Raw genomic sequence first — 13,268 nt, 5'->3', positions numbered from 1 at the left:
CAATCTTCAGCCGAGCACGGCCAGGGTGTCGAGGGCGATCTGGCGTTCCTCGTTGGTCGGGATCACCAGCACCCGCGGATGGCCCTGGGCGTGGATCGGCCCTTCGACGCCGCGCACGCAGCGGGCATTGGCCTCGCCGTCGAGCTGCAGGTTCATCACGTGCAGGTGCTGCACCGTGAGGTTGCGCACCAGGGGCGAGTTCTCGCCGATGCCGCCGGTGAAGATCAGCCCGTCCAGGCGCGGCAGGGCACAGGTCATGGCCGCCAGGGACTTGGCCAGGCGGTAGCAGAACACCTCGATGGCCAGCGCCGCGTTGGCGTGGCCCTGCTCGCGGGCGTGCTCCAGGGTGCGCATGTCGTTGGACAGCCCGGAAAGCCCGAGCAGGCCGCTGTCGTGGTTGAGCATGTGGTCGATCTTCTCCAGGCTCCAGCCCAGGGTGCGCGCCAGGTGGCTGTGCAGGTTGGGGTCGACGTCGCCGCTGCGGGTGCCCATCACCAGGCCTTCCAGCGGCGTCAGGCCCATGCTGGTGTCGCGGCTCTGGCCCTCGGCGATGGCGCAGGTGGAGCTGCCGTTGCCCAGGTGCGCGGAAATCCAGTAGCTGTCGCCCAGGGCCAGGCCGCTGATCTCGGCGGCGCGGTGGCTGACGTAGCGGTGGCTGGTGCCGTGGAAGCCGTAGCGGCGCACGTGCTGCTCGCGGTACAGCGGTTCCGGCAGGGCGTAGCGGTAAGCGCGCGGCGGCAGGCTCTGGTGGAAGGCGGTGTCGAACACGGCGACGTGGGGCAGCTGTGGATAAAGCGCCATGGCCGCCTCGATGCCCAGCAGGTTGGCCGGGTTGTGCAGCGGCGCCAGGGGCACGGTGTCGCGGATCGCCTGGAGCACCTCGGCGTCGATCCGGCAGGCCTGGGTGAAGCGCTCGCCGCCGTGCACCACGCGGTGGCCGATGGCGTGCAGCGGGCCCTTCACAGCCTGCTCCACCAGCGGCAGCAGGCGCGCCAGGGCGACTTCGTGGCCGGCGCCGTCGCCCAGCTCCAGGCTGTCGCGCTGGCCGCCGCGCACCCAGCCGAGCACCGCGCCGGGCTCGCCCAGGCGCTCGGCCAGGCCGTGCAGGACGAAGCCCTCGCGATCCTCGCTGGCCAGGGCGAACTTGATCGAGGAACTGCCGCAGTTGATTACCAGGATGTTGCGTGCCGCCATGCTCGTCTCAGTCCTTGTCGTCGGGGTGGGTTGCCCGGGCGCACCAGCCGCAGGCGAAGGGCCGGCCGATCAGCGCCGCGCGCGCCTTGGCGTCCAGCACCCAGGGGCGCGACTGCCAGGGCGGCTGGTGGCGCAGGTGCTGGGTGTGGCCGCAGGACAACACTGCCACCCAGTGGCCGTCCTCGTCCTGATGGAAGTCAAGCAGGCGCGGCGGCTCGCGCACGGGCCATCCGTCCGCCTTCGGGTCGCTTTCATCCCCGGCCCGGCGTAGACTTGTTCGCTCAACTTCTTTTTCGGAAAGGTTCTTCCCCATGCAGATCGCAGCCAACAAGGCGGTTTCCATCGACTATACCCTGACCAACGACGCAGGTGAGGTCATCGACAGTTCCGCCGGCGGCGCTCCGCTGGTGTACCTGCATGGTGCCGGCAACATCATCTCCGGTCTGGAGAAGGCCCTGGAAGGCAAGCAGGTCGGCGACGAGCTGGACGTGGCCATCGAGCCGGGCGAAGCCTACGGCGAATACAGCGCCGAGCTGGTCGCCACCCTGAGCCGCGAGATGTTCGAAGGCGTCGACGAGCTGCAGGTCGGCATGCAGTTCCACGCTTCCGCTCCGGACGGCGGCATGCAGATCGTCACCATCCGCGACATCGACGGCGACGACGTGACCGTCGACGGCAACCACCCGCTGGCCGGCCAGCGCCTGAACTTCAAGGTCAAGGTGGTCGACGTGCGCGAAGCTTCCGAGGAAGAAGTCGCCCACGGCCACATCCATGGCGAGGGCGGCCACCACCACTGAGGTGTTTCGTCGGGCCGATTGATGGCCCGGTGACACCCGGTCGGAGCTGCTAAGCTTGTACCCGTGAAAGGCGCCTGAGGGCGCCTTTCGCATGCACGGACGCTGGGCCTTTTTCCCGAACCGACTGGGATGCGCCGCGTGGACGACTTGTCCGGCCGGGCGCACGGCACTTCGTGTGCCTATTTCATTCAAGGAGTACTCCAATGAGCGCTTTTCACGATCTGACTCTGCGTGGCCTGGATGGCCAGGATCTGCCGCTCTCCCCATTGAAGGGCAAGGTGGTGCTGGTGGTGAACGTCGCCTCCAGGTGTGGTCTGACCCCGCAGTACGCCGGGCTGGAGAAGCTCTACCAGCAGTACCGCGACCGCGGCTTCGTGGTCCTGGGCCTGCCCTGCAACCAGTTCGCCGGCCAGGAGCCGGGCAGCGAGGTGGACATCCAGTCGTTCTGCTCGCTGAACTACGGCGTCAGCTTCCCGATGTCGGCCAAGCTGGAAGTCAACGGCCCCGAACGCCATCCGCTGTACCGCCTGCTGGCGGGCGAGGGCGCCGAGTTCCCCGGCGACATCACCTGGAACTTCGAGAAGTTCCTGCTCGCCCCCGACGGCCGCGTGCTGGCGCGCTTCAGCCCACGCACCGCGCCGGACGACGCGGCCCTGGTGCAGGCCATCGAGAAGGCCCTGGGCTGAGCCTGCGCACCGGCAGGAGAGGGCGCTTGCGCCAATCCTGCCGGCATTTCTCTCATCCGCCTGTGCGCGGCGCCGCTGGCCGGGTTTAATCCCCGGACCGACCGAGGACGCCGCCATGACCCGATTCGTCGCCGAAACCCCCGACCTGGCCTGCGGGCCGGCCCAGTTGCGCCAGCTCATCGAGCAGCGCCGCTCGGTGCGCCGCTTCACCGACGAGCCGGTGCCGGACGCGGTGCTGCGCGACTGCCTGGAACTGGCGAGCCTCGCACCCAACTCCTGCAACCTGCAGCCCTGGAGCTTCCAGGTGATCCGCGACCCGGCGCTGCGCCAGCGCCTGCACGAGGTCTGCCTGAAGCAGAACGCCGCGCGCACCGCGCCGGTGCTGATCGCCGTGCTGGCGCGCCCGGACACCTGGCGCGAGGCCTGCCGCCAGGTGCTCGAACAGTGGCCGGAGCCGCAGGTGCCGGAGCAGGTGCGCAGGTTCTACGCGAAGAGCGCGCCCTTCCAGTACGACCAGGGCGCCTTCGGCCTGCGCGGCCTGTTCAAGCGCTGCCTGGTGCGCCTGGTCGGCCTGCGCCGGCCGCTGATGCGCACGCCCAACAGCCACGCGCAGATGCGCCTGTGGGCGACCAAGTCCACCGCCCTGGCGGCGCAGAACCTGATGCTCGCGGTGCAGAGCCACGGCTACGCCAGCTGCCCCATGGAAGGCTTCGACGAGGTGCGCCTGCGCCGCGTGCTGGACATCCCGCCGCGGGCCGTGCCGGTCATGCTGCTGGCGGTGGGCCGAGCCGCCGAGCGCGGCGTGTACAACCCGCGCCTGCGCTTCCCGCTGGAGCAGTACGTCAGCTGGCACTGAGGCCGCTGCCTGTGGCGCAGAATCACCGCCATCAATAGTGCTGGGCAGGGCGAGACGACCGGTCATATCCTGCGCCCCATGAACACCAGCATCCGACTCGACAAGCGCGACCTCATCCTGGCCAAGGGCTCGGCGGTCATGACCCGCTGCGGCTACCACGGCACCGGGGTGCAGGACATCGTCCAGGCCGCGGGCATTCCCAAGGGCTCCTTCTACCACTACTTCGAGAGCAAGGAAGACTTCGCCCTGCAGGCCCTGGAGCACATCTACGGCTCGCGCCTGCAGCGCTACGCCGAGGCCCTGGGCAACCCGGCGCTGGGCCCGCGCGCGCGCATCCTCGGCTACTACGCCGAACTGCTGGCGCACTTTACCCGCCAGGAGAAGGCCGAGTACCACTGCTTCATCGGCAGCCTCAGCTTCGAGATGGCCGAACTGTCGCCGGCCATCGGCGCCCAGGTCGACGCCATCCTCCAGCGCGGCGCCGACATCCTCCGCGACTGCCTGGCCGAGGCGCAGCGCGCCGGCGAGTTGGCCGCGGACGAGGACTGCGAGAACCTCGCCAACTTCATCGCCAACGCCTGGCAGGGCGTGCTGGGGCGGCTGAAGGCGAGCGGCTCGCTGCAACCCATGGAAGCCTTCATCGCCCGCCTGGAGCGGGTGCTGGCGGCCTGAACATCGTGCAACCCACTGACGGGACGGGCCGCCCGGCCGCCCCTGGAGAACCTTCGTGAGCGCATCCGTAGAGAGCCTGTTCCAGCCCTTCCGCCTCGGCAACCTGGAGCTGCCGACCCGCGTGGTCATGGCCCCGATGACCCGCAACTTCAGCCCGGGCGGCGTGCCCCACGCCCAGGTGGTGGAGTACTACCGCCGCCGCGCCGCCGCCGGCGTCGGCCTGATCGTCACCGAAGGCACCACCGTCGGCCACAAGGCCGCCAACGGCTACCCGAACGTGCCGCGCTTCTACGGCGAGGACGCCCTGGCCGGCTGGAAGCAGGTGGTCGACGCGGTGCACGCCGAAGGCGGCAAGATCGTCCCGCAGCTGTGGCACGTGGGTTCCGTGCGCCGCCTGGGCGTGGAGCCGGACGCCAGCGTCCCCGGCTACGGCCCCAGCGGCAAGGTGAAGGACGGCCAGGTGCTGGTCCACGAGATGACCAGGGAAGACATCCAGGAAGTCATCGCCGCCTTCGCCCAGGCCGCCCGCGACGCCAAGGCCATCGGCATGGACGGTGTGGAGATCCACGGCGCCCACGGCTACCTGATCGACCAGTTCTTCTGGGACGGCAGCAACAAGCGCACCGACGAATACGGCGGCAGCCTGGCCAACCGCTCGCGCTTCGCCATCGAGCTGATCCGCGCCGTGCGCGAGGCGGTGGGCCCGGACTACCCGATCATCTTCCGCTTCTCGCAGTGGAAGCAGCAGGACTACGCCGCGCGCCTGGTGCAGACCCCGGAAGAACTGGCGGCGTTCCTCAAGCCGCTGTCCGAGGCCGGCGTGGACATCTTCCACTGCTCGACCCGCCGCTTCTGGATTCCCGAGTTCGAAGGCTCGGACCTCAACCTGGCCGGCTGGACGCGTCAGCTCACCGGCAAGCCGACCATCACCGTGGGCAACGTCGGCCTGGACGGCAGCGAGTTCCTGGCCTTCTTCGGCAAGACCGACGAAGTGGCCCAGCCCTCGGGCATCGAGGGCCTGCTGGAGCGCCTGGGCAAGCAGGAGTTCGACCTGGTGGCGGTGGGCCGCGCGCTGCTGGTGGACCCGGACTGGGCGCTGAAGGTGCGCGACGGCCGCCTGGCCGACATCAAGCCGTTCAGCCGCGATGCGCTGATGTCCCTGGCCTGATCGCCGCGGACCGACAAGACCGCCCGGGGCAGCTCCCCGGGCGGTTTCTTTTGTCCTTTTCCTAAGGCCATTTCCGCCAAATTTACAAATCTTTTCCGAAGCAGACCTTCCGATCTGCTGACTTGAATGTCGGAAACGGGCATTGTAGGGCGGCTAACACACAACAATAGGCCGGCACACGGCCAAAGGAGCTAAGCCATGCGGATCGGCCTGGTGGTGGATGCGACCTGCGACCTGCCCCCCGAATTCCTCGCTGCCAACAACATCCGCGTCCTGCCCATCGGTATCCGGATAGGCCAGCGGCGCATCATCGACGATCGCGACCCCGACACCACCCTGCGCTTCTACGCCGAGGAGCTGCCCAAGGTCGCCCCGGAAGACGGCAGCGAACCGCTGACAGCCGTGGAAACCCAGGCCTGGTTCCTCGAACAGCTGGTCACCGACTTCGACTACGTCATCTGCCTGACCGTCAGCAGCGCGCGCAGCCCGATCTTCGACAACGCCACCCAGGCTTCTTTCGGCCTGCTGCAGAACTACCGCGAGAAACGCGCCGCGGCCGGCATCAACGGCCCCTTCGCGCTGCGCGTGGTGGACAGCCAGACGGTGTTCGCCGGCCTGGCGGTGCTGGCCGCCGAAGGCGCGCGCCTGCTCGGCGAGGACCAGCACCCCAACGCCATCCGCACGCGCCTGGAGCAGCTGAGCCAGCAGATGAACACCTTCCTGGTCGCCAACGACCTCGGCCACGTGCGCCGCCGCGGCTTCCAGAAGGGCGACCGCAGCAGCATCGGCGACCGCCTGCGCGGCGCCTTCCTCGGCATCGGCTCGATGCTCGACATGAAGCCGGTGCTGAGCCTGGTGCAGGGCGAGGACAAGCCGGTGTCGGTGTCGCCGAACTACGAGAAGTCCGCCGAGCGCCTGCTCAACTTCGCCCGCGCGCGGGTGGAGGCTGGTGAACTGCTGGCCCCGCACGTCGGCCTGAGCTACGCCGGCGACCCCTCGGCGCTGCGCGACCTGCCGGGCTTCGAGGCCCTGGAACAGGCCTGCGGCGAGCGCGGCATCGCCATGCACCTGGGCATGCTCAGCCCGACCGGGGGCATCAACCTCGGCGCCGGGGCCATGAGCCTGTCGTTCGCCGCCGAGCCCAAGCCCTTCGCCTGATCACTTGCGCACGGTATCGGCGCCCAGCGCGTCGGTGCCGTTGGCCGGTGCCGGCAGCGGCTGGCGGATGGCTTCCAGCAGGTAGCCCTCGAAGCGTTCGACGATGCTCCGCCATTCCAGGCGGCCGGCGTGCTGGCGCGCATTCAGGCGCACCCGGCGCAGGTGCTCGCGGTCTTCCAGCAGCCAGCTGGCGGCATCGATGAAATCGGCCTCGTCGCCGGGAATCGCCAGTGCGCCGTCGTGGCCGTGGCGGATGTGCTGGGCCGCGGCGGCCTGGTCGTAGGCGACCACCGCCAGGCCCGAGGCCAGCGCTTCCAGCACCACGTTGCCGAAGGTCTCCGACAGGCTGGGGAAGAGGAACAGGTCGCCGCTGGCGTAGTGCCGGGCCAGTTCCTCGCCGCGTTGCAGGCCGCAGAAGATCGCATCCGGCAGTTCGCGGGCGAGCTGCGCGCGCTGCGGGCCGTCGCCGACGATCACCAGGCGCAGCTTCAACTGCGGGTGGGCGGCGCGCAGTTGATTGAAAGCGCGGCCGAGCAGGCCGAGGTTCTTCTCCGCGGCCAGGCGGCCGACGTGCAGCACGGCGATGTCCTGCTCGCCCAGGCCCCACTCGCGGCGCAAGGCATCGTCGCGGCGGCCGGGCTGGAACAGCTGGCCATCCACGCCGCGCGCCAGCTGGGCGAGGTGGGCGAAGCCGCGGCGCTCCAGCTCCAGCGCCTGGCTGGCGCTGGGCACCAGGGTGCGCTGGGTGCGGTTGTGGAACCAGCGCAGGTAGGCCGTCACCAGGCGCGTCAGCGGGCCCAGGCCGTAGTGCGCGCTGTACTGCTGGAAATTGGTGTGGAAGCCGCTCAGCGCGGGAATCCGCAGGCGTCGCGCGGCGCGCAGGGCGGCCAGCCCGAGCGGGCCCTCGGTGGCGATGTAGAGCACGTCCGGGCGCAGCCGCCGCCAGTGCCGCAGCAGCTTGTGCAGGCACGACTGGCCCCATTGCAGGCCGGGGTAGCCGGGCAGCGGCCAGCCGCGGGTGAGCAGCAGCTCGTCGTCGCTGTGGCGGCCGTCGTCGACGTGCTGCCGCGGGCGCACCACCTGCACCCGGTGGCCGAGCTGCAGCAGCCCGGCGGCGAGGCGCCCGAGGGTATTGGCCACGCCGTTGATTTCCGGCGGGAAGGTTTCGCTGATCAGCGCGATGCGCAGGGGAGTCGTGCTCATGAACGGCAGTCTCCGCCTGGCCGGTGTAGCTCGTGTGACGCCGGGGTTGCACAAATGTGACGGGGATTCAGGGGGTTCTCGCAAGGCTTTTGGAAAGGCCTGTCATAGAGCCTTCGCCCGCCTGTCATACGGGGCTGATAGAGTGCCGCGATTTCCGACATGGGGGAGCCGTCGATGAGCGACAAGCGCGATCAGAATCCCGGGCAGGACGATGCCCAGCCACTGGCGGACGCCGGCCGCCGCCGCTTCCTCGGCGGCGCCGCGGCCCTGGGCGCCGGCGCCGCGTTGGCCGGCCTGGTGGGCGAGGGCACGGCGCAGGCCGGCGAGGCCGTGCGCGAACTGGAGGGCGCCGAGCTGGACCGGGCGCTGCGCGAGCAGGTGCAGAGCATCGTGGTGATCTACGCCGAGAATCGCAGCTTCAACAACCTGTTCGGCGACTTCCCCGGCGTGGAGAAGCCGCTGTCGTCGCTGCAGCCGGCCGACTACCAGCAGCGCGACCGCGACGGCCGCCTGCTGGGCAAGCTGCCGCCGGTGTACGGCGGCGTGCTGCAGGTCGGCCAGAGCCTGGAAGGCGTGACCTACGCCGAGGGCGCGCAGTACCAGGAGAACCTGCCCAACGCGCCCTTCGCGCTCAAGGGCCCGCAGGGCGAGGACCTGCCCCTGGGCCTGGTGACCCGCGACCTGTGGCACGTGTTCTACCAGAACCAGATGCAGATCAACGGCGGGCGCAACGATATGTTCGTCGCCTGGGCCGACTCCGGCGCGCTGCCCATGGGCTACTACGCGCAGAGCCCGTACAGCCTGCGCCTGTGGGACCTGGCCCGGGACTTCGTGCTGTGCGACAACTTCTTCCAGGGCGCCTTCGGCGGCTCCTTCCTCAACCACCACTACCTGGTGGCGGCGACCCCGCCGGTGTACCCGGACGTGCACAACTCGCCGGCGCACACGCAGATCGCCCAGCTGATGAGCGACAATCCCGCCGACCCGCGGCTGAAACCGCTGGACGACTCGCCCGCCAGCGTCACTGGCGGCGCACCGAAGTTCGGCCCCAGCGCCCTGACCCCCGACGGCTACGGCGTGAACACCATGCTGCCGCCCTACTGGCCGACCGTGCAGCGCGACCCCAAGCGCCCGGACTACGCGCTGCCGGACCAGCCCAACGTGATGGTGCCGCAGCGCCACGAGCACATCGGCGACAAGTTGAGCAGGAAGGGCGTGGACTGGGCCTGGTACGCCGGCGCCTGGGAGGCCACCCTGGAGCAGTACAAGAACTCCGCCGGCATCCCGAAGATTCCCAACTTCCAGTACCACCACCAGCCGTTCAACTACTTCGTCCAGCAGGGCCCGGAACACCCGGAGGAACGCGCGAAACGCCTGCGCGACGGCGGCCTGGGCGACGACCCGTCGAGCAACCGCTTCTTCGCCGACGCCCGCGCCGGCAAGCTGCCGGCGGTGAGCTTCTACAAGCCCCAGGGCAACCTCAACATGCACGCCGGCTATGCCGACGTGGCCAGCGGCGACCGGCACATCGTGCGCGCGGTGAAGCACCTGATGGAAAGCCCGCAGTGGCAGAACATGGTGATCGTCATCACGGTGGACGAGAACGGCGGCTGGTGGGACCACGTGGCGCCGCCCAGGGGCGACCGCTGGGGCCCCGGCTCGCGCATCCCGGCGCTGGTGGTCTCGCCCTTCGCCCGCCACGGCACGGTGGACCACACCGTCTACGACACCGCCTCGATCCTGCGCCTGATCACCCGGGTGTTCGACCTGGAAAAGCTCGACGGCCTGAAGCTGCGCGACGACGCCATGCGCGCCCGCGGCCAGCAGCCCATGGGCGATCTGACGGCGGCGCTGCGTTTCACGGCGTGAAGCGGGAAGGGCCCGCGGTGAATCCAATCGCGGACGGAGTCCGCTCCTACGCCCGTGCTTCCCTGTAACCGTAGGAGCAACTGTCTTGCCGGCTGCGCCAAGGCGCTTTTCGTAGGATGGGTTGAGCCTTGGCGAAACCCATGCGGCCGCGGTGATGGGTATCGCTTCGCTCAACGCCATCCTACGGGTCTTGTGTTTGCCGAAGGGCGTAGGAGCGGACTTTGTCCGCGATAGCCGGAGGTATCGGCGCGGATCGCGGATGAGATCCGCTCCTACGCTGCCCCAGCCGCGCCGCTCCTACGGGGGTGTGTCTTAATCGCGTGGGGCGTAGGCGACGACGTCGGCGCGCATCGGGTGGGCGTCCATGCCGGCGGCCACCAGTTCCGTAGGGTGGGTCGAGCTTGCGAAACCCATGCGGCCGCGGTGATGGGTATCGCTTCGCTCAACGCCATCCTACGGGGCGTCGTGTTTGTCGATGGGGTTAGGCGCAACCGCCGTGACCGATTGCGCCGAGGTGCTTTTCGTAGGATGGGTATCGCTGCGCCCAACGCCATCCTACGGGGTGTCGTGTGTGGCGGGGCGTTCGTGGGGGAAGCCCGGCTCAGTGCCTGGCCAACGCCTTGTCGCCATCCTCGCGCACCCAGAACAGCACCGCGCCGGCCACGGCGGCGGGCATGGCGACCAGGTTGACCAGCGGGATCAGCAGCGCCAGGTAGGTCACCCCGCCGAAGCCCATGCACGCCCAGCGCTTGCTGCGCAGCCAGGCGAGCATTTCGTTCCAGCCCAGCTTGTGGTTGTCCGCCGGGTAGTCGATGTACTGCACGGCCATCATCCACACGCCGAACACCAGCCACAGCGGCGCCGCGATGATGTTCAGGCCGGGGATCAGGCTGAGGATGAACAGGGCGATGGCCCGCGGCAGGAAGTAGCCGAGCTTGCGCAGTTCGCGGGCGATGGTGCGCGGCACCATCGCCGCCAGTTCGGCCCAGCTGAAGGCGGGGAAGTCGTCCTGGCCGCGCACCACCACTTCGACCTTCTCGGCGAGGAAGCCGTTGAACGGCGAGGCGATCAGGTTGGCCACCAGCGTGAAGCTGAAGAACAGGATCAGCAGCACCAGCAGGACGAACAGCGGCCAGAGGATGTACTGCAGGAAGTCCAGCCACTGCGGCAGGCTGGGCATCAGCCAGTCGACCCAGTGGCTGAACTGGTTCACCGCGAAGCCGATCAGGCCGACGAACAGCAGCAGGTTGATCGTCAGGGGCAGCAGCACGAACAGGCGCAGCCCCGGGCGCATCATGAGTTTCAGGCCTTCGCCGAGGTATTGCGGGCCGCTCAGGGTTGGCATGGAACATCTCCGTAGGAAACCAGCTTGCGACCTTAGCAGGGCCGGCGCGGGGCCGCGAGCCGTCTGTTTTGCCTGTTGTGTGGGGTTTAGGCGCGGTAGCGGCTGTAGTGGTTGCGCTGTTGCTTGGCGCGGTACATGGCGCTGTCGGCGGCCTGGAGCAGGCCATCGGTGTCGCCGGCGTCGGCCGGGTAGAGGGCGATGCCGATGCTGGCGGAGAGGAATTCCAGGCGCTGCTCGCCGGCGTGGTAGTCCTGGTTGAGGCTGGCCAGCAGACGCCCGGCCAGGGCTTCGGCGGTGGCGCAGTCGACGTCCGCGAGAATCACGGCGAACTCGTCGCCGCCCAGGCGGAAGGCCATGTCCGGCTGGCGCAGGTTGTTGCGCAGGCGCTCGCCCACGGCGACCAGCACGGCGTCGCCGGCGGCGTGGCCGTAACGGTCGTTGACCGGCTTGAAGTGGTCCAGGTCGATGTACAGCAGGGCTACGCCGGTGCCTTCGGCGCAGCGCTGCAGGGCCAGGGGCAGCTGTTCGCCGAAGGCCTTGCGGTTGCCCAGGCCGGTCAGCGCGTCGCGGTAGGCGAGGTCCAGCAGGCGCTGCTGGTAGGCCACCTGCAGGCTGATGTCGCGGAGGATGCCGCGGAAACCGCAGAACTGCCCCTGGGCGTCGACGATCGGCGAGACCTTCGTCTCGAAGACCATGCGCTGGCCGTCGCGGCGCTTGAAGGGCGCGGCGAAGGTGGTTTCCTGCTCGCCGTCGCGCACCTGCTGGTAGAGCCCGCGGGCGCGCGCCACGTCCTGTTCGTCGAGCAGTTCCCGGTAGGAGTGGCCTTCCACTTCCTCGGCGGCGTAGCCGAGCAGGCGGCAGAAGGCTGCGTTCACCGTGAGCACCACGCCGCTGTCGTCCATCTCGAAGTAGCCGTCGCGGATGCTGTCGAGGATGGCGCGGTCGCGGGCCTCGCTGCGCTCCAGGCGTTCGAGCATCTGGTTGACCTCGCAGGCCAGTTGGCCGACTTCGTCGCGGCCCATGTCGGCCAGGCGGGCGGGGCCGGCGTCGGCGCCGATGTTCGCCACCCCGCGGTTGAGCCGCTGCACGCGGCGGATCACCCAGAATTCCAGGACGAGGTAGGCCAGCAGCAGGCCGGCGAGGGTGATCAGCAAGGTCATGCCGAGGAACAGGCGGATGGCTTCCTGGCCCTGCCGGTAGGCGACCCGCGACTTGCTGATGGCCAGGCTGAATTGCGGTACGTCGGCGGAGCTCAGGAACAGCAGGGTGGCCTGCTGGGTGTCGGCGTCCAGCACCCGCCGCGGGCTCAGCAGCGCGCCGCCGTTGCGCCCCGGCACGTGCAGGGCGCGCCAGCCGTCGCCGGGCGTCACCCCGGGTTGTACCTGCAGGCGCGCGTCCATCTGTTCCTGCAGGGCGTTCACCCGGCGCTGGTCGAGCAGATAGCCGGCGACGATGGCGCCGACCGGCTCGGCGCGCCCCAGGTTGTCGCTGATCGGCTGGCTGAGCAGCAGCAGCGGGGTGCCGTCCACCAGCAGCCATTGCGCCAGGCTGCGCGACGGGTCGCCCTGCAGGTCCAGCACGCCCAGCTCCAGGGCGTTGCTCAGCAGGGCCTGGCGCAGCCGCTCGGGGCTGGGTGCGCCGGCTATCGCCTGGGGCGCGGTGAGACGCGCCTCCTCCCAGCGCTGGGCGACGACGCGCCCCTGGCTGTCGAGGTAGAGCGCGAAGTCGAAGCCCAGGTTGCCGAGCATGTCGATGTCCAGGTTCTCCCGCACGAACCCCGGCGTGGGGCGCAGGACGAAGCGGTAGCTGGCATCCCACCAGGCATAGCTGCGCAGCAGGTCCAGGTGGCGCTTCTTCTCGAAGGCCAGGCGGCTGTCGAGCACGCGCACCTCGTCGTACAGGCGCTGGCGGTCGTCGCGGTCGAAGCGCGCGAGGAGGATGTGTTCCGACAACTGCCAGATGCCCAGCAGGATGAGGGCGAGCAGCGGCAGGAACAGCAGGAGCAGGCGGTTTCTCAGGGTCATGCCGGGTACGCAGGTGGCGGGTGGAGAGGGGCGGACCTCCTGAGTCTAGTTGGCCCGCCGAGGGAGATAGGGGGGCTCTATCGGAGGCATTGAGATTGGGCATTTCGCCTGGGCCCGCGCGGGCTATACGCTGCGCGGCAATCTCCAGTCGCGAACCGGCCGGCCGGCCGGCGAAGCGGGATGTCCCTGACTTATCTCAAGGTGGTATTGGGAAACGTCTGACAGACTTCAGGCCGTGGATGACTCCACGGCAGCGCCGCCCGCTCCTGACGGCCCTGCCTTCCTCGCGATCTGTG

Annotated in this window: 12 protein-coding genes; 7 read left to right on the top strand and 5 right to left on the bottom strand. The window is 69.3% G+C overall.

Annotated elements, in window-relative coordinates:
- Positions 1 to 6 precede the first annotated feature (6 nt).
- Both ACTWJ5_RS26130 and ACTWJ5_RS26125 read right to left on the bottom strand, forming a co-directional pair.
- Positions 7 to 1,194 (bottom strand): acetate kinase, encoded by a 1,188-nt coding sequence (locus ACTWJ5_RS26130; RefSeq protein ID WP_116425546.1) that lies wholly within the window; start codon positions 1,192 to 1,194, stop codon positions 7 to 9.
- 7 nt (positions 1,195 to 1,201) lie between these two features.
- Positions 1,202 to 1,537 (bottom strand): DUF3565 domain-containing protein, encoded by a 336-nt coding sequence (locus ACTWJ5_RS26125; protein ID WP_074984683.1) that lies wholly within the window; start codon positions 1,535 to 1,537, stop codon positions 1,202 to 1,204.
- Here ACTWJ5_RS26125 and slyD point away from each other — a divergent pair.
- The 6 genes from slyD (at position 1,506) to ACTWJ5_RS26095 (ending at position 6,531) form a co-directional block, all read left to right on the top strand.
- The gene (slyD, locus tag ACTWJ5_RS26120; protein ID WP_064584245.1) at positions 1,506 to 1,991 is read left to right on the top strand and encodes a peptidylprolyl isomerase; all 486 of its coding nucleotides are present in this window, start codon (positions 1,506 to 1,508) and stop codon (positions 1,989 to 1,991) included. The two genes, ACTWJ5_RS26125 and slyD, sit on opposite strands and share 32 nt — an antisense overlap.
- Positions 1,992 to 2,194: 203 nt before the next feature.
- Positions 2,195 to 2,677, top strand: a complete 483-nt coding sequence (locus tag ACTWJ5_RS26115) for a glutathione peroxidase (protein WP_444436838.1) — start codon at positions 2,195 to 2,197, stop codon at positions 2,675 to 2,677.
- Between the two features lie 115 nt (positions 2,678 to 2,792).
- A complete protein-coding gene (locus tag ACTWJ5_RS26110) occupies positions 2,793 to 3,533 on the top strand; it encodes a nitroreductase family protein (protein ID WP_444436837.1) in 741 nt (246 codons plus the stop codon).
- Positions 3,534 to 3,611: 78 nt separating this feature from the next.
- On the top strand, positions 3,612 to 4,205 hold the full coding sequence (locus ACTWJ5_RS26105) for a TetR/AcrR family transcriptional regulator (RefSeq protein ID WP_253389911.1): 594 nt from the start codon (positions 3,612 to 3,614) through the stop codon (positions 4,203 to 4,205).
- A gap of 55 nt (positions 4,206 to 4,260) precedes the next feature.
- Positions 4,261 to 5,373 (top strand): NADH:flavin oxidoreductase, encoded by a 1,113-nt coding sequence (locus ACTWJ5_RS26100; protein ID WP_444436836.1) that lies wholly within the window; start codon positions 4,261 to 4,263, stop codon positions 5,371 to 5,373.
- Positions 5,374 to 5,571: 198 nt separating this feature from the next.
- Positions 5,572 to 6,531 (top strand): DegV family protein, encoded by a 960-nt coding sequence (locus ACTWJ5_RS26095; RefSeq protein ID WP_444436835.1) that lies wholly within the window; start codon positions 5,572 to 5,574, stop codon positions 6,529 to 6,531.
- Here ACTWJ5_RS26095 and ACTWJ5_RS26090 read toward each other — a convergent pair whose 3' ends face one another.
- A complete protein-coding gene (locus ACTWJ5_RS26090) occupies positions 6,532 to 7,734 on the bottom strand; it encodes a glycosyltransferase family 4 protein (protein ID WP_074984660.1) in 1,203 nt (400 codons plus the stop codon).
- 174 nt (positions 7,735 to 7,908) lie between these two features.
- On the opposite strand from ACTWJ5_RS26090, the gene ACTWJ5_RS26085 reads away from it, so the two are divergent.
- On the top strand, positions 7,909 to 9,603 hold the full coding sequence (locus ACTWJ5_RS26085) for an acid phosphatase (RefSeq protein ID WP_444436834.1): 1,695 nt from the start codon (positions 7,909 to 7,911) through the stop codon (positions 9,601 to 9,603).
- A gap of 601 nt (positions 9,604 to 10,204) precedes the next feature.
- Here the strand turns inward: ACTWJ5_RS26085 and cysZ are convergent.
- Both cysZ and ACTWJ5_RS26075 read right to left on the bottom strand, forming a co-directional pair.
- On the bottom strand, positions 10,205 to 10,948 hold the full coding sequence (gene cysZ / locus ACTWJ5_RS26080; protein ID WP_444436833.1) for a sulfate transporter CysZ: 744 nt from the start codon (positions 10,946 to 10,948) through the stop codon (positions 10,205 to 10,207).
- 86 nt (positions 10,949 to 11,034) lie between these two features.
- Positions 11,035 to 12,972, bottom strand: coding sequence for a diguanylate cyclase domain-containing protein (locus ACTWJ5_RS26075; RefSeq protein ID WP_444436832.1), 1,938 nt, complete (start codon positions 12,970 to 12,972; stop codon positions 11,035 to 11,037).
- Between the last annotated feature and the right edge of the window lie 296 nt (positions 12,973 to 13,268).

Origin of the sequence: Pseudomonas sp. A6, from assembly GCF_052367875.1 — a bacterium.
Lineage (GTDB): Bacteria > Pseudomonadota > Gammaproteobacteria > Pseudomonadales > Pseudomonadaceae > Pseudomonas > Pseudomonas citronellolis.
Note: the sequence above shows the minus strand (reverse complement) of the source record. Positions and strands in the feature narration are given on the sequence as shown.